We start from the raw sequence: 22,397 nt of genomic DNA, 5'->3' as shown, positions 1-22,397 counted from the left end.
AACTGAGGTCGGATGAGGCCGGGGTATCAGGCTGGGAACCGGACTCGAGGTGGGGTTCAGAGCGGGATGTTGTCATGCTTCTTGGGCGACTCGGGGCGGGCGTCGTTCTTGGCTCGCAGCGCGGCCAGCGAGTCGATGATGACGTTGCGGGTGTCCTCGGGGGCGATGACGGCGTCGATCTCACCGATGGCCACGGCCTTGTCGGGGTTGATGACGGCGTCGGTGTACTCGGCCACGAGCCGCTCATGCTCGGCGACGGCGGCCTCCTCCCCCTGCTCGTCACGGACCTTGGCCAGGTCGCGGCGGTGGATGATGCTGACGGCGCCGGCGGCGCCCAGGACGGCGATCTCGGCCCCCGGCCAGCAGAAGTTGAGGTCGGCGCCGATGGCCTTGGAACCCATGACGATGTAGGCGCCGCCGTAGGCCTTGCGCAGGACGATCGTCACCAGGGGCACGGTGGCGGTGGCGTAGGCGTTGATGACCTTGGCACCACGGCGGATGATGCCGGCGTGCTCCTGCTCCGCTCCTGGACGGTAGCCGGGAACGTCGACGAAGGTGACTACCGGCAGCCCGAAGGCGTCGCAGAAGCGCACGAAGCGGGCGAGCTTCTCGGAGGCGTCGACGTCCAGGGTGCCGGCATCCACCAGTGGCTGGTTGGCGACGATGCCCACGGGGTGACCCTCGAAGCAGGCGAAGCCGACCACGACGTTGGCGGCGAACTCCTCCTGGACCTGGACGAGCTCGCCGTGGTCGACGACGGCTGAGACCACCTCGACGACGTCGTAGGCCTGCCGGGTGGAGGCTGGGACGATCTCGCCGACGCTGCGGGCGGCCTCGGCGTCGGCCTGGGAGTCGGCGTCGTCGTAGGCGTACAGGGGGGCGCTGACCCCGGATGAGGAGGGCAAGTAGGCCAGGAAGGTGCGGACCTGCCCCAGCGCGTCCTCCTCGTCGTCGGCCACGTAGTGGACGACCCCGGAGACCGAGCCGTGGATCCTCGCGCCGCCGAGGTCCTCGGCGCTGATCTGCTCACCGGTTGTGGCGCGTACGACGTCGGGGCCGGTGACGAACATGTGGGAGGCCTGGCGGGTGGCGATGACGAAGTCCGTCAGAGCCGGGCTGTAGACGGCGCCGCCGGCGCAGGGCCCCAGGATGACGCTGATCTGCGGGACCAGTCCGGAGGCGGCACAGGTGCGGTTGAAAATGCGCCCGTACTGGCGCAGGGCGCCCACGCCCTCCTGGATCTTGGCACCGCCGGAGTCGATGAGTCCGATGACGGGGATACGAAGGCGCAGGGCGTCGTCCAGGAGACGGACGATCTTGTCCCCCTCGATGGTCCCCAGGGCACCGCCGGAGACGGAGAAGTCCTGGGAGTAGACAGCCACCTGGCGGCCGTCGATCTGTCCGAAGCCGGTCACGACGCCGGAGGGCCGGGCCCTGTCCCCCGCCCCGGAGCCGGTGTAGCGGCCGATCTCCAGGAAAGTGGAGTCGTCGAGCAGGTCGTTGATGCGTTCCCGGGCGGTGCGTTTGCCCTTGGCGTGCTGGCGGGTGGCGGCGCGCTCCTCGGCCTCCCGGTCTACGCGGGCGATGCGCTGGCGGAACGCAGAGGTGGAGGGCGAGTCCGCCATCGTGGTGCCCTGCTTCGGCGTGCCGGCCGTCGGGGTGGAGTCGGTGATCACGGTTCAGGCCTCCTCGGAGCTGTTCTCAGGGGTGTGCATGCGCACCAGGACATCACCGGCGGAGACGGTGCGTCCGGCGCCGACGGGGATCTCCGAGATGATCCCGTCATGAGGGGCGTGAACGTAGTTCTCCATCTTCATGGACTCCAGGACCACGAGCAGATCGCCCTGACAGACCTGCTGGCCGGGCTCCACACAGATACGGGTGACAATCGCCTGCATGGGGGCGGCGATGGCGCCTGGCTCGGAACTGGTCGGCTCAGTCTCACCGGAAGCACCACCACGGGCCGAGCGCGTGGTCCCTCCGGAGCGACCGCGTAATGGTTGGGCCCGGTTGCTGCGCGGGCTGAAGCCGCGCGCCGGGTTGGAGGGGGCGAGGATCCCGTCGGGAAGGGTCAGCTGCATCCGGCGGCCATTGAGCTCGATGATGTAGCTGGAGCGGGTACGCGGGTTGGTGACCGCCTCCGGGGCGGCCTGAGAACCGTCGGCGTCTGCCGGAGTGGCGGCGTCAGCGAGCTCGGGAAGTACCTCGGTCTCGATCCACCGCGTGGTCACCGTCAGGCGTCCGGCCTCGTCGGGGTTGGTGAAAGCCGGGCGTTCCAGGACCTCGGCGTGCAGAGCAGTGCACACGGTGACACCTTCGACGACCGTCTCCCGCAGAGCGCGCCGGGCACGAGCGATGGCCTGCTCACGGGTGGCGCCGGTGACGACGATCTTGGCGAGCATCGGGTCGAACATGGGGGTGACGACATCGCCCTCGGTGACCCCGGACTCGATGCGGATGCCGGGGCCGGCCGGCCAACGCAGGCGGGTAATGGCACCGGTGGAGGGCGCCAGGCCACGGGAGGGGTCCTCGCAGGTGATGCGCAACTCGAGGCTATGGCCGCGGGGCTCGTTGATCTCACCGAGGTGGCCGCCCTCGGCGATGCGCAGCTGGAGCTCGACCAGGTCGATCCCCGTGACCTCCTCAGAGACGCAGTGCTCCACCTGGAGGCGGGGGTTGACCTCCAGGAACCAGAGGTCGTCCTCCGGGGTCAGGAGGAACTCACAGGTGGCCACCCCGACGTAGTCGACCGTCTCCAAGAGGCGTCGGGAGGCATCGACGAGACGATCGTGAGTGCCCTCGGGCAGGAAGGGGGCCGGGGCCTCCTCGAGGAGCTTCTGGTTGCGTCGTTGCAGGGAGCAGTCGCGGGTGGAGACGACGGTGAAGCCGCCGTGGGAGTCCCGGGCGCACTGAGTCTCGATGTGCCGTGCGGCGGTGACGAAGCGTTCCAGGATGAGAGTTCCGCCTCCAAGCGCCGCGGACTCGAAGGCGGGGGTGGCCCTGACCTCGTCGTCGTTGTGCAGAACCGTGATGCCGCGTCCACCACCGCCGTCAGTGCGCTTCAGAGCGACTGGGTAACCGTGGGAGGCGGCGAAGGCGATGACGGTGTCAGCATCGGTGACCGAGTCGGTGATGCCGGGCACCGGGGCCACCTTGGCCCGCTCAGCGGTGGCGCGAGCACTCATCTTGTCTCCGAGAGCATCCATGGCCTCGGGCGAGGGACCGACCCAGGTGATGCCGGCCTCGATGATCGAGCGGGCGAAGTCGGCGTCTTCGGACAGGAACCCGTAACCGGGGTGGACGGCGTCGGCGCCGGTGGCACGGGCCAGCTCGAGGACTGCGGCTGCGTCGGTGTAGGACGAGCCCTCGGGCAGCGCGTAGGCCTCGTCGGCGAGCTCGGCCGCGGGGCTCATGAGGTCCTCGGGCGTGTACGGGAGGATCGACGTCGCCCCGAGATCGCGGGCGGTTCGCACGATACGTAGTGCGATCTCACCGCGGTTGGCGATGAGGATGCGGGAGAGGGTCACCAAGAGTCTCCTTGCCTGGACGGTGCCGGATCGGCGGCGGGGCCCTCCTCGGGCCTTGGGGTGGTGGATCCGTGCTTTCCCTACAAGTGCAGGTGGACAGATCCGCTGGACAACGACGTTACGTGGTCAGGGCACCACAATCCATTTGTGGAAACCTCACAAAGACCGAGAGTTGCGTTGGTGTAACAATCGAGACCCCAGTAATGGGGCGGCATAACGGGGGCCTCGCAAAGGCGCTTCTCGCCACTCGAATGCCTTTGAGGTTTCCCACAAGGCCGATGAGGTGGAGGACTCTGCACATCAACTGCCACATCTGCATCATGAGCATCTCCTCTGACGGGGTGCCACTGGTGGCCGCGGTCAGCGACCCTCGGTGCCGTCAGTGGCCGCTGTGAGCGTCATGTCGGTGCGAGGCCGCCTCACGCAGCTCGGAGATGGCGGCCAAGGCGTCGTCGGCCCGATAGACCGCCGACCCGGCGACGAAGAGATCAGCACCGGCCTCGGCCGCGAGCTCGATCGTCTGCGCTGTGATGCCGCCATCGACCTGTACTCGCAGATCGAGCCCTCTGGCACCGACCAGCTCGCGAGCGCGATGGATCTTGGGCAGCATCGACTCGATGAAGGACTGGCCCCCGAAGCCCGGCTCCACGGTCATGAGCAGGAGGAGGTCGAACTCCCCCAGCACGTCGGCAACGGCCTCCAGGGGGGTGGCGGGTCGCAGGGCGATGCCCGCGCCGGCGCCGAGTCGGTGAAGCTCACGCGCTAGACGCACCGGTGCTGCCGTGGCCTCGGCATGAGGGGTGACGATCTGGCAGCCGGCCTCGGCGTAGGCCGGTGCCCAGCGGTCGGCGTCACGGATCATGAGGTGGGCGTCCACGGGCAGCGAGGAATGGGCGAGCACCGCCTCGACCACCGGCAGCCCCCAGGACAGGTTGGGCACGAAGTGGTTGTCCATGACATCGACGTGGATCCCGTCGGCGCCCCGGGAGCCATCGTCTCCCGTGACCCGGTCGAGTTCGTCGGCCAGGCGGGCGATGTCGCAGTTGAGGATCGAGGGGTGGATGGCCGTCATCGGGATGCTCCTCATGATGCGCTGGTGTGTTGTCAGTCAGCTGGTGCGGCGCAGCAGTGCGCAGAACATGGCGTCGGTACCGTCGAGGTGGGGCCAGAGTTGAAGCGTCTCCCGGTCGGATCCGACCGGCGGCTGAGGGGCCAGACGGGTGGCGACGTCACCGGCGTGCAGTGGCTCGGTACGCAGGCCCTCTCGCTCCAGGAGTCGCGTCACGTCGCGTACCACGAGGGTCGTCTCAAGGGCGTGCGGTGAGCAGGTCACGTAGGTCACCACTCCCCCGCGCCGCACGGCACGCAGGGCGCTGGCCAGCAGCTCGCGCTGAAGCTCGGCCAGAACGGTGACGTCCCCCGGTTCTCGGCGCCAACGGGCCTCCGGTCGACGCCGCAGCGAACCGAGTCCTGTGCAGGGGGCATCGACCAGCACCCGGTCGTAGGCGCCGGGCTCATCGCGCCCGAGGTCGCGTCCATCACCGCATCGTATCCGGACCACGTCCCGCGGAACGGCGCGCAGGGCGGAGCGCACCAGGTCGGCCCGGTGGGGGCTGACCTCATTGGCCAGCACCTGAGCGCCCTTTTGAGCGGCCCTCGCGGCGAGCAGGGCGGCCTTACCGCCGGGCCCGGCACACAGGTCGAGCCAGCGCTCGTCGCGGCCCTCGAGAGGAGCCTGTGCCGCGATGAGCGCCACCAGCTGGCTGCCCTCGTCCTCAACCCCGGCCCGGGAGTCGCGGATCGCCTCGATTCTTCCCGGGTCCCCTCCGACCATGACGACGGCGAAGGGGCTGATCCTGCCTGGACGCGGCTCAACATCGTGGGCCCGGTCGGCCTTGCGAGCGACCTTGGCCAGCGCTTCTGGGGCGATGAGGCCGGGCCTGGCGCACAGTGCCACTTCGGGGTCGGCGTTGTCCGCGATCAGGAGCGCCTCCAGCTCATCGGTGCTGCGGCCGTGGGTGATCAGGGCCTGGCGCAGCGCCTTGACGATCCACTCCGGGTGTGACTGGGTGCGGGCCAGTGCGGCCGTCTCATCAGGCGCGTTCTGGCGCAGCTCGGCCATCCAGGAGTCCAGATCCTGCCCGCTGAGGCGCCGCATGACCGCATTGACGAAGGTGGCCGCGCCGCGCCCGCAGGAGGCGGTGGCCAGGTCCACGGCGGTGCTCACGGCGGCGTGCTGGGCCACCCTCATACCCAGAAGCTGGTGGGCTCCCAGTCGCAGGACGTCGAGCACGGCCGGGTCGATGCGCTCCAGGGGGCGGTCTGTGCAGGCAGCGATCATCGCGTCGTAGCGTCCCTGGAGCCGCAGGGTCCCGTAGGTCAGGGCGGTGGCGAAGCCGGCGTCACGCCGGTCCATGTCGGCGGAGCCCAGCAGCTCGGGTAGGAGGAGGTTGGCGAAGGCGTCGTCACGGCGAACTCGGCTGAGTACCTCCAGAGCCACCTGACGCGCCGGGTCTGATCGGCGTTGAGCCGAGCGCGATGGCGTACCTGCTGACGGACCGTCCCGTCTGATAGAGCGCCGTCCTCGGCCTCGTCCACCCGCACGGCGGCCGCCTTTTCCGCCTCGCCGGTGTTCATCGCGGCCACCTGACGTGCTCCGGTGTGTCGATCGTTCCCTCATCAGCTCATTCCCTCACCATCGTCATTCGTGGGAGACGAGGCCCCCAGGACGGCGCCCACCTTCGGGCGCGCGCCCCGGGCCCAGGCGTCGGCGGGCATCCAGCTGCGCCCGGCGGGTGCTACCCGCCCCAGACGGACGGCGCAGCCCCCGGTTCCTACGAGAACCTCATGCTTGGTGGCGCGCAGCTGACCCGGCAGAAGGTCGGTGACCTCCGGGACCGGGATGACCGGGCCCAGGCGGAATCGGGCCCCCTGGTAGGTGGTGTGGGCGCCCGGCGCCGGACTGACGCCCCGGATCCGACGGTCCACGATCAATGCGGGGTCGTCCCAGCGGACCAGCCCGTCGGCGGAGGAGAGCATGGGTGCCAGAGTGGCCAGCGCGTCATCCTGCGGCTCGGGACGCACGCTCCCGTCCTCAACGGAGCGCAGCACGTCGAGAACCAGGGGCGCCCCGGCCCGTGCCAGCCGCTCCAGAAGGTCCCCGCTGGTGTCCCGACCACTGATGGCCTCGGTGAGTCGGCCATAGACCGGGCCTGTGTCGAGCCCCTCCTCGAGCCGGAACACGCAGGCCCCGGTGACGTCCTCTCCGGCGATGACCGCCCGCTGGACCGGCGCGGCTCCGCGCCACGCGGGGAGCAACGAGAAGTGGAGGTTCAACCAGCCGTGCTCGGGCACGTCCAGCAGATCGGCCGGCACCAGGCGTCCGTAGGCGACCACGACGGCGACATCTGCCCTGAGTCCGCGCACCCAGTCGCGCACGTCGTCGGTCTGCTCGCCCTTGAGGGTGGCCGGAGTGCGTACGTCAAGCTCTGCATCGCGAGCCATCGCCGCCACCGGAGAGGGGTGTAGCGTCCGGCCGCGTCCTTTTCGGGCGTCTGCACGGGTAAGGACCCCGACGACATCGTGCTCACTGGCGATGAGGGCCTCCAAGGTGGGTAGGGCCGCCTCAGGGGTTCCGGCGAAAAGGACACGCATGCGGCCGAGTCTAAGGGGCAGGGTCGCCCGGTGCGGGGTTCAGTGACGGCTCGGCGCGGGAAGCAGACCGAGAGCGATGAGCTCGGCCCGCAGGCGTCCCGCCCCGGTGAAGCGGTGGGTGCGCAGGCCCAATCGGTCCGCGGCCCGGATGTTGACAGCCGAGTCGTCAACGAACAGGGTATGGGACGCCTCAAGCCTGTAGCGCCCCAGGAGAAGCTCGAAGACGGCTGCATCAGGTTTGGCCAGGCGCTCGCGTCCGGAGACCACGATACCGGCGAACCTCTCGAGCTGGGGCACCAGGAGCCGGGCCCGCTCGAAGGGGGCGGCATCGAAGTTGGTCAGGCCGTACAACGTCACTCCCTCCTCCAGTAAGTCGTCGAGCACGGCAGTCATACCGGGCACGGGGCCGGTTAATGAGGCCGGGAAGCGATCGCGGTACAGGGAGAGGATCTCAGCCCAGTCGGGGCGGTCGGGATGGGCACGGGCGTAGTCGGCGAGCACCCGCTCGAAGGGCTCACCCAGGTCCAGTCGCTCGTTCCAGGTGAGGAACTCGCCGTCGGCCACGAACTCGTCCCAGGCGTCAGTCGATACGCATCCAGCCACGGCCGCGATCGGCTCCCAGGCGTACAGGACGTTTCCGTAGTCGAGGACGATGGTGTCAACAGGCTCAGGAGTGGCTACGACTGCGGGGCTCGGCACGGTCACACCCGGAATCCTTCCACGGTTCTTGAGCCGGCGCCCCGGCACGAGCCGCCAGGGATACGACAGACCGATTTTATACGGCCAGCGTCGATACGAGATCGAACCGACCGCAACCCGGGACACACCTAACGACTCCTCCGAAAGCACTGTCATGTCGCGAGGCCAATATCACGCATTGACGACAGTTGTCCGATCGTCTTGCCCGGAACTTCGTCCCACCAGGGGGTTTCCAATCCACCGACGCCCTGGTACGCTCGTACCAATCCGGTACGGGCGTACCACTTAGATCGTCAGGGTTCGTGATGCGCATCATGATCCACGCCAACGGCACAGCGCTGTGCCAGAGAGGGAGTCATGGATTTTTCCGTAGATTCCGAAATCGGGAGACTTCGGCAGGTCATCCTGCACCGGCCCGGGAATGAGATGCTCAGGCTCACCCCGCAGAACAAGGACCACCTCCTGTTCGATGACGTTCTGTGGCTCGAGCGGGCCCAGGAGGAGCATGACCAGTTCGCACGCGTACTGACTGACCGCGGCATCGAGGTTCTCTACCTCAGCGACCTCTTGGCCCAAACCCTTGAGGTGGCCGAGGCCAGGGACTACGTCCTGGATCGCGTCATCAACGAGAACACCAATGGCCCCGCCGCCGCCGAGACCCTGCGGGCACTGGCACAGGGGCTGTCCGGAACGGACCTGGCAGAGATGCTCATCGCCGGCATCACCAAGGCCGAGCTGTTCGAGCGCACCGCCTGTCCGAGCTCGCTCGTGCTGGCCTCCATGGACGACGACGACCTGCTCCTGCCCCCGCTGCCCAACCACCTCTTCACCCGTGACACCTCCTGCTGGATCTACAACGGCGTGTCCATCAACTCGATGACAATGCCGGCCAGGCAGCGTGAAACCATTAACTACGAGGCGATCTATCGCTGGCATCCCCGGTTCGCGAACGCTGACTTCCCTGTCTGGTCCGAGGGCACCCAGGCCGGTCCCGCCACCGTCGAGGGCGGAGATGTCCAGATCATCGGCAATGGCGCCGTCTTGGTCGGAATCTCCGAGCGCACCACCGCCCAGGGTATCGAGCGGCTCTCCAGCAGACTCTTCGCCGGCGGAAAGGTCAACCAGGTGGTCGCCGTCGAGATGAGCCGGACACGCGCACAGATGCACCTGGACACCGTGATGACCATGGTCGACGTCGGCACCTTCACCACCTACGGCGGCCTGGGAATGCTCCCGACGCTCACCCTGCGCCCGAGAGACGATGGTGGGCTCGATGTCACCCGCAATGACCCGCAGGACATGTATCGTGTGATCGCGCAGGCCCTGGGCATTGACGACCTCACCGTACTCATCACACCCCAGGACTCGATGGCCGCAGCCCGTGAGCAGTGGGACGACGGTTCCAACACCTTGGCCATTGCCCCCGGTGTCATCGTCACCTACGAGCGAAACATCAATACCAACGAGTACCTCACCTCCCACGACATCGAGGTCCTGACCATCCCGGGCTCGGAGGTGGGGCGCGGTCGAGGCGGTCCGCATTGCATGAGCTGCCCCATCCTGAGGGATCCGGTTGCCTGAACCCGCTTGTCAAAAATCACTGATGTCAACGAAGAACACATCACTTACTCAACCACTCAACACCTGGACGAAGAAGGAGTCCTCATGACCCACCCTCTGCACAACCGCAACTTCCTCAAGGAGCTTGATTTCACCTCCAAGGAGTGGGGTTCTCTGCTCCAGCTGGCGGCTGAGCTCAAGGAGGCCAAGAAGGCCGGTCGCGAAGTGAAGCGATTGATTGGCAAGAATATCGCGCTCATCTTCGAGAAGACCTCGACACGCACCCGTTGCTCCTTCGAGGTGGCCGCCTACGACCAGGGCGCCCAGGTGACTTATCTGGACCCCTCGGGCTCCCAGATGGGTCACAAGGAGTCGGTTGCAGACACAGCCCGGGTTCTGGGCCGCTTCTACGACGGCATCGAGTTCCGCGGCAAGAAGCAGGAGCACGTCGAGGCCCTGGCCGAGCTCTCCGGTGTGCCGGTGTGGAACGGACTGACTGACGAGTGGCACCCCACCCAGATGCTCGCCGACCAGCTCACCATGCTGGAGCACGCCGGCAAGCCGATCGAGGAGATCTCCTTCGCCTACCTTGGCGACGCCCGCAACAACGTCGCCAACTCGCTGCTCATCTCGGCGGCCCTCATGGGGATGGACGTACGGATGGTGGGACCCAAGGAGCTGCAGACCACTCCCGAGGTGGTGGCCCAGGCCGAGAAGCTGGCTGAGGACAGCGGCGCTCGGATTCTCGTCACCGATGACGTTGCCGAGGGCGTCAAGGGCGTCGACTTCCTCTACACCGACGTGTGGGTCTCCATGGGTGAGCCCAAGGAGGTCTGGGACCAGCGCATCGCCCTGCTGCACCCCTACCAGGTCAACGCGAAGATGGTGGAGGCCACCGGTAACCCCGACGTCAAGTTCCTCCACTGCCTGCCGGCCTTCCACGACCGCAACACCACGGTGGGTGAGGACATCTTCGCCAAGACCGGCATGGACGGTCTGGAGGTGACCGACGACGTCTTCGAGACCGAGCGCAACGTCGCCTTCGACCAGGCCGAGAACCGCATGCACACCATCAAGGCCGTCATGGTCGCTACCCTCGGAGAGTGGGACTGAGTCATGAGAATCGTTGTCGCCCTCGGCGGAAACGCCCTACTACGAAGGGGGGAGAAGCCCGACGCCCGCACTCAGATCCGCAATGTCGAGGTGGCTGCGCGTGAGCTGGCGAAGCTGGCGGAGAAGCACGAGCTGGTCCTCACCCACGGCAACGGTCCTCAGGTGGGTGTTCTGGCCCTGGAGTCCGCCAACGACGAGCGCCTCTCGGAGCCCTACCCCTTCGACACCCTCGGTGCTCAGACCCAGGGCATGATCGGCTACTGGCTGCTCCAGGCCATGCAGAACGCCCTGCCGGGGCGCCACGTGGCCGCGATGGTCAACCAGACCCTGGTTCTGGCCGGCGACCCGGCCTTCTCCAACCCCACCAAGTTCGTCGGTGAGGTCTACACCAAGGAGGAGGCTGAGAAACTGGCCGATGAACGGGGCTGGGTGGTCAAGCCCGATGGTGAGCACTACCGTCGCGTCGTCGGCTCTCCCAAACCGCAGCGGGTGATTGAGACCCGGCTGGTGCGCACGCTCCTGGAGGCCGGGGCCATCGTCGTCTGCTCCGGTGGAGGCGGAGTCCCCGTTGTCCGCAGCGAGGAGGGAAAGCTCAGGGGCATTGAGGCCGTCATCGACAAGGATCTGACCGCATCGGTCATGGCCGAGGCGCTTGAGGCGGATGCGCTTCTCATCCTCACCGACGTCAACGGCGTCTACGAGGACTTCGGCACCGAGAATCAGAAACAGGTTTCACGGGCCACGCCGGCAGAGTTGCGCGGCATGGGTCTTCCCAGTGGATCCATGGGACCAAAGGTCGAGGCGGTGTGCCGATTTGTCGAGCTGACCGGAGATATGGCGGCAATCGGTCGTCTTGAGGATGCCGTTTCCATCATTGAAGGCCAGGCAGGGACTATCGTGACTCCCGGAGGCAACTACGGTGGCCCTGACGATATCCGTCCCCCGATTCCCGAGCAGCTCGACACCCGCATTCGCAGGGCCTAACCGTTATCACGGCATCGGTCCTTCAAGGAGGTGATGAGAGCCCTCGACATATGACCATGCCACGGTTCAGCTATCATTCATTTATACAGACACTCTTACGGTCACTTTTGAGATTCCTTTAGAGTAGAATGACAGTATTGAGCCACAGACACGTATATCTGTCTCAATTCACACATCACACAACGAGCACGAGGGAGTGACTCACTTATGACGAAGATCGTCAACTCTTGGAACGACTTCGACCCGCTTAAGCACGTCATCGTCGGGCGCGCGGACTTCTCGGTTATTCCTCCCGAGGAGCCGGCCACCTCCGAGAAGGTGCCGATCGACTCCGAGATGCGCGGCATGTGGGGCCCCCGCCCCACCGCCACTGTCGAGGCCGCCAACGAACAGCTTGACAACTACGTCAAGATCCTCGAGGGACTGGGCGTCAAGGTGGACCGGCCCACACCGCTGCAGTGGAACCAGGCAATCCAGACGCCTGACTTCCGTACCGAGTCGGGCTTCACCCAGATGCCCCCGCGCGACATCCTGCTGACCATCGGTGACGAGATCATGTCGTCGGCCAACTCGTTCCGGTGCCGGTACTTCGAGTACCTCGCCTACTGGCCCCTCATGAACCAGTACTTCGAGGAGGACCCGGAGTTCAAGTGGACCCAGGCGCCTCGTCCTCGGCTGACGGACAAGTCCTACAAGCACAACTACTACGACGAGCGGATCTCCCTGGAGGAGCGCCTCGAGCGCACCGCCGCCAAGGACTTCGTGACCACCGAGTTCGAGCCGATGTGGGACGCCGCCGACGTCATGCGCGTGGGCAAGGACCTGTTCATCCAGCACGGCCTGACCACCAACCGCAAGGCCATGGAGTGGTTCAAGCGCTACTACCCCGACCTGCGGGTGCACGCGGTGAACTTCCCCGGCGACCCCTACCCGATCCACATCGACGCCACCTTCGTGCCGCTGCGGCCCGGGCTGATCATCAACAACCCGCACCGCCGTCTGCCCGAGGAGCAGCGCAAGATCTTCGAGGCCAATGACTGGCAGATCGTTGACGCGGCTCCCCCGGCCCACGAGGTTCCGCCGCCGCTGTGCTACTCCTCCGTCTGGCTGTCCATGAACTGCCTCGTCATCGACCACAAGACCGTGTGTGTCGAGGCCAGCGAGGTCCACCAGATGGAGCAGATGGACAAGCTGGGCATGAACGTCATCCCGGTTCCCTTCCGTGACGCCTACGCCTTCGGCGGTGGTCTCCACTGCGCAACGGCGGACGTCTACCGCGAGGGCGGCTGCGAAGACTACTTCCCCAACCAGGTCGCTGACCCGACTCTGGTCTGATCCTCATGCGTGTGTGGGGCGGCGGCTCATAGACCGGGCCGCCGCCCCACATCGTTCCCGGCTCTCTTGCAGTGCGGCGAGTCGGACTCCTCCGAAAGCGGGGAGGGCCGACCATGCCGCACCGAAGGCCAGCAATGGTGCTGTGCCGCATTTCGTGCGCCGGGAGACAACTCAGGAGACACAACCGCCATGTCACAGACTTCGTCCACTGAATCCTCTATAGAGTACGTGATGAACAAGAAGCTCGGCGCCATCGCCATGCTTCTTTCCGCCACCGGGATGGGGCTCGTCGGCACCTTCAGCCGTGGTACGACCGCAGGTCTTGCCGACGCCGACAAGTCCGTCATCGGGTCATTCCTGGCCTTCGGACGCATGACCGTGGGGCTACTCGGCTTCATCCTCATCCTGTTGCTGACCAAGAAGATCGGACTGTTCCGGCGTACCCGCCTGAGCACGACCGTGATCCTGGGAGGGGTGAGCATCGGCCTGTCCCTGGGCTGCTACATCTCCTCCACACTGATGACGTCTCTTTCCAACGCCGTCTTCCTCATCTACACAGGCCCCCTGTTCTGCACGCTGCTTGCGTGCATCTTCCGCAAGGAAAAGATCGGCCTGTTGTCTGGAATATTCCTTTCGCTTGTGTTCGTCGGCATGCTGTTAACTATCGGTATTGTCAGCTTCGATCACGGAAGCTTAACATTCGGGTTGAACCTGTCGGCATCATCCCCAGAGTTCCCGAACAAGGGTCTGGGTGACCTTCTTGGCCTGCTGTCGGGAGTCTTCTACGGCCTGGCGATGTTCTTCTATGGCTATCGCAAGGACGTTGACTCGGTTGTGCGCGGCGTTTGGAACTTTTTCTGGGCGGCGGCCGCTACACTTGCGATGTCAATCATCCTGCGTCCGTGGCACGGCGTTTCCTCCTTCACTTCCACCAACTGGATGTGGGCAGTAGCCCTCTTCGTCGTGTGCGGCTTGTTCGCACTGGGGTTCCTGGTCGTGGCTGGACGTAATCTTCCCGCCGTGGAGTACTCGACGATCTCCTACTGGGAGTGTCCGGTCGCCATTCTGTGCAGCCTTTTCTTCTGGGGGGAGCCTCTCACTCCCACCGGGGCGGTTGGAGGAGTGCTCATTGTTGGCGGAGGGCTGGCGCCCATTATTCTGGACGCCGTCACTCGGAGGTCCCGCGCTTCCAAAGCATGAACACAAATCGTTCCTGCCTGCCCACGATTTCATAAACGTGAGTCGTGGGCAGGCACCACCATCCAGTGCGTAGGACCAAGCATTCGAAGAAACTTCTGCTAACCAGTAGTCACGGATAGCGACTGATCGCCAAGACTCTCTGGTGCTACAAAGAAGTAGCACCTCAGAATTGAGGAAAGTCACCCTTCCACTTCTTTAGTCAGAGTACTTCTTAATTTGCTACCCACGCCTTATGTCATCGGCACTCGGAATGCAACTCTCGCGAATGCATCGCCTTTTATCTACACGACATTCAGCTACGTAGAAGCCTTAGCCACCATATTACTCAAGGGGTTCGTCAAGCCGATGATATCGCGTCCCCTGGACGCCGACATCCGGATTTGCCGCTCATTATCGAGAATCCTTGAAGTGAAGCGCATACCCGGAAATGCCATTCCACTTACATCCGGATTCTTCTGCAGTTCTTACGTCTTCATGTCCCGATACCGGATCGATTCTGGATCGAATGCTCGTGTTCCGCGGCGGACACTATAAGAATTACCAACTCTTGTTCGAGGGGAATAATCAGGCGCCCCCGATTCGACGAGAGTTCACTCCGCCTCCCTACTGCCTCTTGTCCATTGGGAACGTCATCAAGGATGAAGGGTGAGATTTTGCTGGACATCGCCGGCTCCAGCATGGCGGAGGCCATCTTGAAGGAGTTCTGAGGACAGTAGTGGGGTGACCTGAGTCCGGAAACAACGCCCGCATGCATGGTCCTGCTCACTGGACGGTTGGCGACATATTTTGCTCCCAGCACGCCTGAAGATATGCTGATCATTGACTGTACAACGAGGCTTACGATAGTATAACGAAATCCATGGTAGTATCCAAGAACACCTGAAGCACACCGCGGATCACATACCAGAAGGAGCATCATGAGTGATAGTAGTCAGCATACCGCTTCTCATAATAATTACGAGCGATCCCTTGCGCTGAGGCGCGCAGCAAAAGCTAGTTTCATCGGAAACTTCATTGAGTGGTTCGACTACGCCTCGTACGGATACCTGGTCACCATCATTGGTGACGCTTTTTTCCCAGAGGCGAACAAATCAGTGCAGCTGCTCTCAACATACGCAGTATTTGCGATGTCCTTCATTCTACGCCCGATCGGAGCTGTTGTATGGGGGGCCTGGGGAGACCGTTGGGGACGCCGTTGGGCACTGTCCTGGTCGATTCTTATCATGTCCGGGTCGACGTTCTTCATCGGGCTTCTTCCTACATACTCGGCTATAGGTATGGCAAGCGCTATCGGCCTGCTTGTGCTGCGAATGATTCAGGGATTCTCCGCCTCAGGCGAGTACGCAGGTGCCGGAACCTTCCTCGCTGAGTACGCCCCTCCGTCTCGACGCGGAATATACACGTCACTGGTCCCCGCCTCCACCGCTTGTGGTCTGCTCGCCGGCTCTCTCATGGTCACTGGGATGTTCACGGTCCTGAGTGACGACGCCATGAACACCTGGGGGTGGCGCGTTCCCTTCCTCCTGGCGGGTCCGTTGGGACTCATCGGCCGCTACATCCGGGTGCATCTGGAGGATTCGCCCGCATACCAGGAGATGCGTGCGGAGATGCCGCAGGAGCAGAAGACCGCCAGCTGGTCCGAGCCACTGCGCCTGTTGCTGCGAGACCACCTGCACGAGACACTCATCACCTTCGGAGTCTCCTGCCTCAACGCTGTTGCCTTCTACATGCTCCTCACCTACATGCCGACGTATGTTCACAAAGAGCTCGGATTCTCCCAGGACACCTCTACTCTCGCGACCTCTGTGATGCTGGTCGTGTACATCGCCGCGATCTTCCTTATGGGGCATCTGTCGGACTCGTTCGGGCGTCGTCGGATGCTCATCGCCGCCTGCATCGCATTCATTGTGCTCACCATCCCGTTGTTCGTCGTGATGACAAAGGCGGCGGGCTTGCTTGCAGCGGTCATCCTGTGTCAGATCGTCTTCGCTATAGCGTTGACGGCTAATGATGGAACTCTGGCCACCTTCCTGGCTGAGTCCTTCCCGACCAACGTGCGTTACTCAGGCTTCGCTCTGTCCTTCAATGGGGCCAACGCGCTTCTTGGCGGAACAACGCCGTTCATTGTCACCTGGCTTATCGAGGTCACTGGTTCCCCGTTAGCGCCGGCTGTCTACCTGACCGTCATCTCACTGATCGCCATGTTCGCCATTTTCAGATCTCGCATCATTCACGGATCTGAACTGACTGAGGCTCAGAATTCCTGCTCGTCGGCGACAGAGAAGGAATGAAAACGACAATGATCGAATGGTGAGTTGCGTATCACATATCTCCATTCGAGGTGATTATCACCGTCTTGTTACGGACAGATTCCGGTAGTAAGTCCTAGGATGTTGACCATGGCTGATACCGACGCAGACGCAAGCGTTGCAAGTGATGACGCTGTCACCCCCGCACGTTCCCGATCAGAATCACGGGTCACCCCCCGAGGCGAGGACCGCCGCCAAGCCATCATCGACGCCGCTGCAGCCATCATCCGTGAGTCCGGTCCGTCGACGGTCAGTCACCGCAACGTTGCCAAACGTGCCGGGTGCTCTCTGTCGGCGACCACATATTACTTCGATGGACTGGAGGATCTTCTCCATCAGGCAGGTCTGGTGAACATCGGACTGTGGGCCTCCCGTGCCGAACGTGTGGCTGACCGAGTCGAGGCTTTCAGAGGGGTTCCAGACCTGTCCCAGCGGGTGCGGTTCATTCTGCAAGCGACCCTGCCGGCCCATGGCGGCTACTTCGGTCACTACCTCCAGCTCATCTCGGCCAGCCAGGCCGCCCCGGTCAAACAGGCCTACCGGCAGGGTCGTCAACGGCTCAACGCCGCTCTGCGCCGAGTGCTTCGTCAGCTTGACAGTCCGTTGGACCCGGAGATGGTGATCGCCGTCGTTGACGGAGCCGCCGTCACCGCGCTCAGTGAAGGATGGAACGTCAAGTCCACCGCCGCGGGACTGTTGACCGACCTCATCAGTCTGGCCCATGGCTTGCCGGCTTTCCAAGTACCGAGTTCCTCGACGACCTCCCGCTCCGAAGCCCCGTTGGTGGCGCGGGCAACCAGCAGTGCGCATTAGTCACGCCTGATCGACTGCCTCACCATAGGCGGGTGGGACCCATCACGATGCGTACAGGCTCCTCGCGCTTTGCCGAACGGTCCCGCAGTTTCAACGCGAGCATGCCGGCCAGTTTCTCGTCTTGCGACAGCGGGGCACGCACCAGCGCTCTGGCCACGCCAGGAGTCACCTGTCCCTTGACCAGTGGCGGCGCCACCGGTCCCAGGACTTCGAAACCATCAGCATCAGCCTGAATCACCAGGGCTTCTACCGCTTTTTCCGGGCCATCCAGGCGTGCCGCTGTCCAAGCCGGCGGTAAATGCAGCTCCGACCGCTCTGCCAGCTCTCTGCGAGCGAAACCCGTCTGGTCCCACCTCACCAGCGCCTGAGCCGTGGTCGGATCTGGACTTCCCAGAAGGATCACGCGCGCCGAAGGCGCTGCCAGCACCGCTGCATTCGTCCACTGGCGCAGAGCCTCACCGGTCGCCCCCAGGTCCGGGCGCGAGGACAGGGCACCTCCGTCGAGTAGCAGCAGCGCCCGGTACCCGCCTTCTGCCACGGGCTCGGCCCCCGGAGTGGCCACCACGAGACGTGGTGAACCGTCAACCTCACTCACCACACCATGATCCTCACGCGCACCTGAGACCACCACTGGAACACCGGGGAAGGCCCGTCCCAGTTCCTCCCCCGTACGTGTGGAGCCGACTGTCACCATCCGCAGGAGGTGTCCATCGCACTGTTGACAGGTCCACCACCCCACTGTTCGGGCGCACCACCGGCAGGCCGTACGCCCCTGACGGTCCATCGACACCGGGCCCCCGCATGAAGGGCAGCGTGCGGCACTACGGCAACGGGCACAGGCCACCAGCGGCGCGTAGCCGGAACGCGGCACCTGAACGAGAACCGGCCCGTCCCGCAGGGCGTGCCTCAGCGCTCGGTGCGCCAGCGACGGGATCCGAGCCGCCCCGGAGGCGCCCTCCCGGTCCAGTTCAGCCGGACCCGGAACCTCAGGACGGGGCACCACGCTGCGCACCACGTGCCGCGGTGCTGCCAGGTCTCCGCACCGTCCCTGCTCAACCAGTGACTGGGCCTCCACAGTGCGGGAGAAACCACCAATGAGCAAGCCCGCCCCCTCAAGGCTGGAGCGCCGATCAAGCACTGTGCGCGCATGGGTGTACGGGGCGTGGAGCTCAGCTAGCCGGTTGTCGCCATCATCCCAGATGGCCGCCAGGCCCAGCCGGCGCACCGGGGCGAAGGCCGCCGCGCGGGTCCCCACCACCACGCGGGCGTGGCCAAGCAGCAGAGACAGAAAGGCCCGGTAACGGCGAGCCGGGCCGTGCTCGGCCGAGAGGACCACGACCGGCTCACCCGCCAGCTCCCGCCGGAGTCGGGCGGCAAGGTCCTCAGCCTGCTCAGTGGTCGCCACGACGATGACCGCCCCCCGGGAGCCCGCCAGACAGGCTTGCACCGCACGGGCCAGGCATTCCTGCCACGACGAGACCACGGAACCTAAGTCACCGTCTCCACCCCGGCGTGGCCGAGCCGGCAAGGCGCACCAGGCCGCCCGCGGAGCATCACCGTCAGCCAGTCGCGCCAGAAACTCTTCGCCCCCGTCATAGTGCTGCCATCCGCACCCGTTGGGAGGAGGGGCCCAGACGGAGAGATCACGCGGGGCCTTATCCCGCTCACTCTCCTCGGTTGTGGCATGCCTGGCAGGGAGGGCGAGACGGATGACGTCGGAGCGCGTCCCCGCACTGCGGTCGGCGATGTCCTCGATGAGTCGGCGAGATCTCTCCGGAAGGACCGGGAGGTCGGAGACCACGCGGCGCAGGGGTGAGAGCCGTCCCAGGTGCGTCGTCGTGGCCGCCCGTTCCCAGATCCATCCCCGCATCTCCTGCTCACCGAAACGGACCACCACGCGGGTGCCGGGCAGGGCCTGTTGCGCCATCCCCACAGGGACCGAGTAGTCGAAGGTGCGGTCCAGATGAGGCACTGGAGAGTCCAGGAGGACCCTGGCGACAGGATCGGTGACACCGGCCACCGTCACCGTGCGTTCACCGGGCTCGGGCAGGCTCAGCAACTCACCCTGCCGGCCCACTCCGGACCGGCCAGCAGATCCATTCGGCTTGCCGAGGGTGGGAGCGCCGTCATGCCCGGTAGCCATACAGCCTCTAAAATGGTCGTTCCCGAACGAATAGCGAGGCTCAGACGGCCTGGCGCAGCGCCTCAGCGCGGTCAGGGACCTCCCAGGTGAAACCGGGACGCCCGAAGTGCCCGTAGGCGCTGGTGGCACGATAGATGGGACGTAGCAGATCGAGGTCGCGCACAATGGCCGCGGGACGCAGATCAAAGACTTTGTTGACGGCCGCCATGATGCTTTCCTCGGAAACGGCAGCCGTCCCGAAGGTCTCCACATAGACGCCCACCGGGTGGGCCGATCCGATGGCGTAGGCCACCTGGATCTCACAGCGCCTCGCCAGACCCGCGGCAACGACGTTCTTGGCGACCCAGCGCATCGCGTAGCTGGCCGAACGATCCACCTTCGAGGGGTCCTTACCGGAGAAGGCGCCCCCGCCGTGCCGGGCCATACCGCCGTAGGTGTCCACAATGATCTTGCGACCCGTCAGTCCGGCGTCCCCTGCAGGACCACCAATGACGAACTGTCCCGACGGGTTGACAAGGACCTCGGCCCCGGCGGTGGCGAGCTCGGTTCCGGCCTCGGCCTCAGCCGCCAGTACCGGGGCGATGACCTCCGACTGGAGGGCGTCGGTGAGCCAGGCGCGGGTGCGGTTCTCATCGTGCTGGGTGGAGATGACCAGGTTCTCCAGACTCACAGGCCGCTGGCCGTCATAGCCGATCGTCACCTGGGTCTTGCCGTCGGGCCGCAGCCCCGGGATGATCCCCTGCCTACGCACCATTGCCAGCCGCTCCGCCAGGCGGTGCGCCAGATGGATGGGCAGCGGCATGAGGGCGGTGGTGTCATCGCAAGCGTAGCCGAACATGAGTCCCTGATCACCGGCACCCTGCAGATCGAGGGGATCGATATCTCCGGAGTCCTGGCGTGCCTGAAGGGATTTATCCACGCCGGCAGCGATGTCCGGGGACTGCTGGCCGATCGACACTGAGACCCCGCAGGAGCGGGCGTCAAAGCAGACCTCCGAGGAGGTGTAGCCGATGGCGGCGATCTCCTGACGCACGATCTCCGGAATCTCGACGTAGGCCCTCTCCGTGGTCACCTCTCCGGCCACGTGCACCAGGCCTGTCGTCACCATCGTCTCAACCGCGACGCGCGCGGAGGGGTCCTGGTCAAGAATGGCATCGAGGATCGCGTCCGAAACGCGGTCGCAAACCTTGTCCGGGTGCCCTTCGGTGACCGACTCAGAAGTGAACAGACGCAAGGATGAACTCACCTGTCCATAGTAGTCACCACCAGCATCCATCCACCGTGGCATTACCCACGAAAGTTCCTCGCGGGCTTTCAGGGGCCAATCATCAGGTCTGCAGTCAGGTCGATGAGAAGACGGGCGATCTCCGTCTTGCTGCCCTGCCCGCGAGCCACCTCCGAACCCTGGGCGTCCAGGATCACGACCGAGTTGGGAACGTCTCCGAAACCGAGGGTCTCCCCCACCGCATTGACCACCAGGAGGTGCGCCCCCTTCCTGCGGGCCTTGACCGCACCGTGGAAGAGCACGTCCCCGTCGTCGTCCCCAGTCTCGGCGGCGAATCCGACGACGATCTGACCGGATCGAGGCGGATCCGCCACCAGACCGGCGAGAATGTCCGGGTTGGTGGTGAGCTCGATGGACATCGCGGGCCCATTCCGGCGATCCGAGGCGGTCTGCGTCTGCTTCTTGATCTTCGTAGTCGCCATGGTGAGCGGCCGGTAGTCGGCAACAGCTGCGGCCATGATGACGGCGTCGGCGTCGCGAGCGGCCTCGCGCACCGCGTGGAGCATGTCATGCGCGGTTCCCGCAGCGACGACGGCAACGCCCGGTGGCAGGACATCGAGTAGATCGGAGGCAACGTGCGCCTGCACCAGGGTGACACGAGCACCCTGCTCAGCGGCGGAGGCCGCCAGCGCGCACCCCTGACGCCCGGAGGAGCGATTGCCGAGGTATCGCACCGGGTCGATGGGCTCACGCGTGCCGCCGGCGGAGATAACGATATGCCGCCCCTTAAGGCGCCCGACGCCCTCATCCTTGCCGCTCTGTCGCAGGGTCGTCAGAGCACGCGAGACGATTTGCCCGGGCTCAGGCATGCGCCCCACTCCGGAGTCCTTGCCGGTCAAGCGGCCGGAGTCGGGCTCGAGCACGGTCAGGCCACGCCTGCGCAGCACGGCGACGTTGTCCTGGGTGGCGGGGTTGAACCACATCTGGGTGTGCATGGCCGGTGCCAGGACAACGGGGGCCTGACTGGCCAGGATGGTCGCGGTCAACAGGTCGTCTGCCCTACCGACACGTACCCGTGCCAGCAGATCCGCCGTTGCCGGGGCAACCAGGACGAGCTCAGCCCATTCGGCCACAGCCACGTGCTCCACTGCCGCCGGGTCGTCGAAGACACCGGTGGACACGCTGTGGCCGCTGATCGCCGCCAAGGTGGGCGCTCCGATGAACCGCAGCGCCGACTCGGTGGCCACCACCTTGACCTCGTGCCCCGCCTGGCGCAGCAGCCGAATGACGAAGGGCGCCTTGTAAACGGCTATCGACCCGGCCACACCGACGACCACACGACGCGACCTCCAGGAGACCGTCGTGGCACGCCGACTTGCAACGGCACACTGCTCGTCCATGCGAGCGCGGCTCAGAACTGGATGTCGTCGAGGCTGGTGGGCGTCTCGCCCTCTTCAGGGTGGACAGGAGTGTCCAGTGAGATGTCGCTGAACATGTCAGCCTCAGCGGCGCGGCGGGCCTCCTCGGCCTCGGCGCGGCGGGCACGGGCCACGTCCCCGGGAACGACCTCGAGCTTGTCCTCGGCGATCTCTCGCAACGCGATACCGAGCGACTTCTCACCGACCTCGGAGTCGACCAGCGGACCGAAGAACTCGAACTGATTGTCCTCGAGCTGTTGGGTGTAGGTGTTGATCTGGCGGGCGCGCTTAGCGGCCTCCACCACAAGCCCGTACTTGGAGTCGACCTTCTCCAGAAGGTCGTCGATCGGCGGGTTGGTGATGCCCTCGGGCTGGGGAGAGGTTCCGAGCATGTGGGTGCCTCCGGTTCATTCTTGA

General features: G+C 65.1%; 17 protein-coding genes. 7 read left to right on the top strand and 10 right to left on the bottom strand.

Annotated elements, in window-relative coordinates:
* Nucleotides 1-56: 56 nt before the first annotated feature.
* From RWR81_RS00460 to RWR81_RS00435, 6 genes are all read right to left on the bottom strand, one after another.
* Nucleotides 57-1,625: an acyl-CoA carboxylase subunit beta gene (locus RWR81_RS00460; RefSeq protein WP_314453185.1), complete on the bottom strand. Its 1,569-nt coding sequence runs from the start codon at nucleotides 1,623-1,625 to the stop codon at nucleotides 57-59.
* A gap of 54 nt (nucleotides 1,626-1,679) precedes the next feature.
* Complete coding sequence (locus tag RWR81_RS00455) at nucleotides 1,680-3,527, bottom strand: biotin carboxylase N-terminal domain-containing protein (protein WP_314452823.1); 1,848 nt, start codon at nucleotides 3,525-3,527, stop codon at nucleotides 1,680-1,682.
* Between the two features lie 379 nt (nucleotides 3,528-3,906).
* Nucleotides 3,907-4,599, bottom strand: a complete 693-nt coding sequence (gene rpe, locus RWR81_RS00450) for a ribulose-phosphate 3-epimerase (protein WP_314452820.1) — start codon at nucleotides 4,597-4,599, stop codon at nucleotides 3,907-3,909.
* A gap of 36 nt (nucleotides 4,600-4,635) precedes the next feature.
* A complete protein-coding gene (locus RWR81_RS00445) occupies nucleotides 4,636-6,027 on the bottom strand; it encodes a transcription antitermination factor NusB (protein WP_314452818.1) in 1,392 nt (463 codons plus the stop codon).
* Nucleotides 6,028-6,206: 179 nt separating this feature from the next.
* Nucleotides 6,207-7,181, bottom strand: a complete 975-nt coding sequence (gene fmt, locus RWR81_RS00440) for a methionyl-tRNA formyltransferase (RefSeq protein ID WP_314452815.1) — start codon at nucleotides 7,179-7,181, stop codon at nucleotides 6,207-6,209.
* Between the two features lie 39 nt (nucleotides 7,182-7,220).
* Nucleotides 7,221-7,886: an HAD-IA family hydrolase gene (locus tag RWR81_RS00435; RefSeq protein WP_314452812.1), complete on the bottom strand. Its 666-nt coding sequence runs from the start codon at nucleotides 7,884-7,886 to the stop codon at nucleotides 7,221-7,223.
* 351 nt (nucleotides 7,887-8,237) lie between these two features.
* Here RWR81_RS00435 and arcA point away from each other — a divergent pair, with 351 nt between their 5' ends.
* The 7 genes from arcA to RWR81_RS00400 all read left to right on the top strand — a co-directional run bounded on the left by arcA (nucleotide 8,238) and on the right by RWR81_RS00400 (nucleotide 17,194).
* Complete coding sequence (gene arcA, locus RWR81_RS00430; RefSeq protein WP_314452809.1) at nucleotides 8,238-9,461, top strand: arginine deiminase; 1,224 nt, start codon at nucleotides 8,238-8,240, stop codon at nucleotides 9,459-9,461.
* Nucleotides 9,462-9,545: 84 nt separating this feature from the next.
* Nucleotides 9,546-10,553 (top strand): ornithine carbamoyltransferase, encoded by a 1,008-nt coding sequence (argF, locus tag RWR81_RS00425; RefSeq protein ID WP_314452806.1) that lies wholly within the window; start codon nucleotides 9,546-9,548, stop codon nucleotides 10,551-10,553.
* A gap of 3 nt (nucleotides 10,554-10,556) precedes the next feature.
* Nucleotides 10,557-11,537, top strand: a complete 981-nt coding sequence (gene arcC, locus RWR81_RS00420; RefSeq protein ID WP_314452802.1) for a carbamate kinase — start codon at nucleotides 10,557-10,559, stop codon at nucleotides 11,535-11,537.
* A 207-nt stretch (nucleotides 11,538-11,744) separates the two neighbouring features.
* Nucleotides 11,745-12,872 (top strand): serine/threonine protein kinase, encoded by a 1,128-nt coding sequence (locus tag RWR81_RS00415; RefSeq protein ID WP_075406046.1) that lies wholly within the window; start codon nucleotides 11,745-11,747, stop codon nucleotides 12,870-12,872.
* 189 nt (nucleotides 12,873-13,061) lie between these two features.
* The gene (locus RWR81_RS00410) at nucleotides 13,062-14,072 is read left to right on the top strand and encodes a DMT family transporter (RefSeq protein WP_314452798.1); all 1,011 of its coding nucleotides are present in this window, start codon (nucleotides 13,062-13,064) and stop codon (nucleotides 14,070-14,072) included.
* A gap of 917 nt (nucleotides 14,073-14,989) precedes the next feature.
* Nucleotides 14,990-16,363, top strand: coding sequence for an MFS transporter (locus tag RWR81_RS00405; RefSeq protein ID WP_314452795.1), 1,374 nt, complete (start codon nucleotides 14,990-14,992; stop codon nucleotides 16,361-16,363).
* Nucleotides 16,364-16,471: 108 nt separating this feature from the next.
* Nucleotides 16,472-17,194, top strand: coding sequence for a TetR family transcriptional regulator (locus RWR81_RS00400; RefSeq protein WP_314452792.1), 723 nt, complete (start codon nucleotides 16,472-16,474; stop codon nucleotides 17,192-17,194).
* A gap of 19 nt (nucleotides 17,195-17,213) precedes the next feature.
* On the opposite strand, the gene RWR81_RS00395 is transcribed toward RWR81_RS00400, so the two are convergent.
* The 4 genes from RWR81_RS00395 to rpoZ all read right to left on the bottom strand — a co-directional run bounded on the left by RWR81_RS00395 (nucleotide 17,214) and on the right by rpoZ (nucleotide 22,372).
* Nucleotides 17,214-19,337: a primosomal protein N' gene (locus RWR81_RS00395; protein WP_314452789.1), complete on the bottom strand. Its 2,124-nt coding sequence runs from the start codon at nucleotides 19,335-19,337 to the stop codon at nucleotides 17,214-17,216.
* 40 nt (nucleotides 19,338-19,377) lie between these two features.
* Nucleotides 19,378-20,583, bottom strand: a complete 1,206-nt coding sequence (metK, locus tag RWR81_RS00390) for a methionine adenosyltransferase (protein ID WP_314452786.1) — start codon at nucleotides 20,581-20,583, stop codon at nucleotides 19,378-19,380.
* A 68-nt stretch (nucleotides 20,584-20,651) separates the two neighbouring features.
* Nucleotides 20,652-21,962, bottom strand: a complete 1,311-nt coding sequence (gene coaBC, locus RWR81_RS00385; RefSeq protein WP_314452784.1) for a bifunctional phosphopantothenoylcysteine decarboxylase/phosphopantothenate--cysteine ligase CoaBC — start codon at nucleotides 21,960-21,962, stop codon at nucleotides 20,652-20,654.
* Between the two features lie 11 nt (nucleotides 21,963-21,973).
* On the bottom strand, nucleotides 21,974-22,372 hold the full coding sequence (gene rpoZ / locus RWR81_RS00380; protein WP_314452781.1) for a DNA-directed RNA polymerase subunit omega: 399 nt from the start codon (nucleotides 22,370-22,372) through the stop codon (nucleotides 21,974-21,976).
* Nucleotides 22,373-22,397 lie beyond the last annotated feature (25 nt).

This window comes from uncultured Actinomyces sp. (assembly GCF_963526355.1).
GTDB lineage: Bacteria > Actinomycetota > Actinomycetes > Actinomycetales > Actinomycetaceae > Actinomyces.
This window is presented reverse-complemented; position numbering and strand designations above follow the sequence as displayed.

Bases quoted from the DNA above. Each gene is read 5' to 3' on its own strand.
- RWR81_RS00415 (WP_075406046.1), top strand. From the start codon at position 11,745: ATGACGAAGATCGTCAACTCTTGGAACGACTTCGACCCGCTTAAGCAC.
- RWR81_RS00410 (WP_314452798.1), top strand. From the start codon at position 13,062: ATGTCACAGACTTCGTCCACTGAATCCTCTATAGAGTACGTGATGAAC.
- fmt (WP_314452815.1), bottom strand. From the start codon at position 7,181: ATGCGTGTCCTTTTCGCCGGAACCCCTGAGGCGGCCCTACCCACCTTG.
- arcA (WP_314452809.1), top strand. From the start codon at position 8,238: ATGGATTTTTCCGTAGATTCCGAAATCGGGAGACTTCGGCAGGTCATC.
- RWR81_RS00395 (WP_314452789.1), bottom strand. From the start codon at position 19,337: ATGGCTACCGGGCATGACGGCGCTCCCACCCTCGGCAAGCCGAATGGA.
- RWR81_RS00400 (WP_314452792.1), top strand. From the start codon at position 16,472: ATGGCTGATACCGACGCAGACGCAAGCGTTGCAAGTGATGACGCTGTC.
- arcC (WP_314452802.1), top strand. From the start codon at position 10,557: ATGAGAATCGTTGTCGCCCTCGGCGGAAACGCCCTACTACGAAGGGGG.
- rpe (WP_314452820.1), bottom strand. From the start codon at position 4,599: ATGACGGCCATCCACCCCTCGATCCTCAACTGCGACATCGCCCGCCTG.
- argF (WP_314452806.1), top strand. From the start codon at position 9,546: ATGACCCACCCTCTGCACAACCGCAACTTCCTCAAGGAGCTTGATTTC.
- coaBC (WP_314452784.1), bottom strand. From the start codon at position 21,962: ATGGACGAGCAGTGTGCCGTTGCAAGTCGGCGTGCCACGACGGTCTCC.
- RWR81_RS00405 (WP_314452795.1), top strand. From the start codon at position 14,990: ATGAGTGATAGTAGTCAGCATACCGCTTCTCATAATAATTACGAGCGA.
- rpoZ (WP_314452781.1), bottom strand. From the start codon at position 22,372: ATGCTCGGAACCTCTCCCCAGCCCGAGGGCATCACCAACCCGCCGATC.
- RWR81_RS00460 (WP_314453185.1), bottom strand. From the start codon at position 1,625: ATGGCGGACTCGCCCTCCACCTCTGCGTTCCGCCAGCGCATCGCCCGC.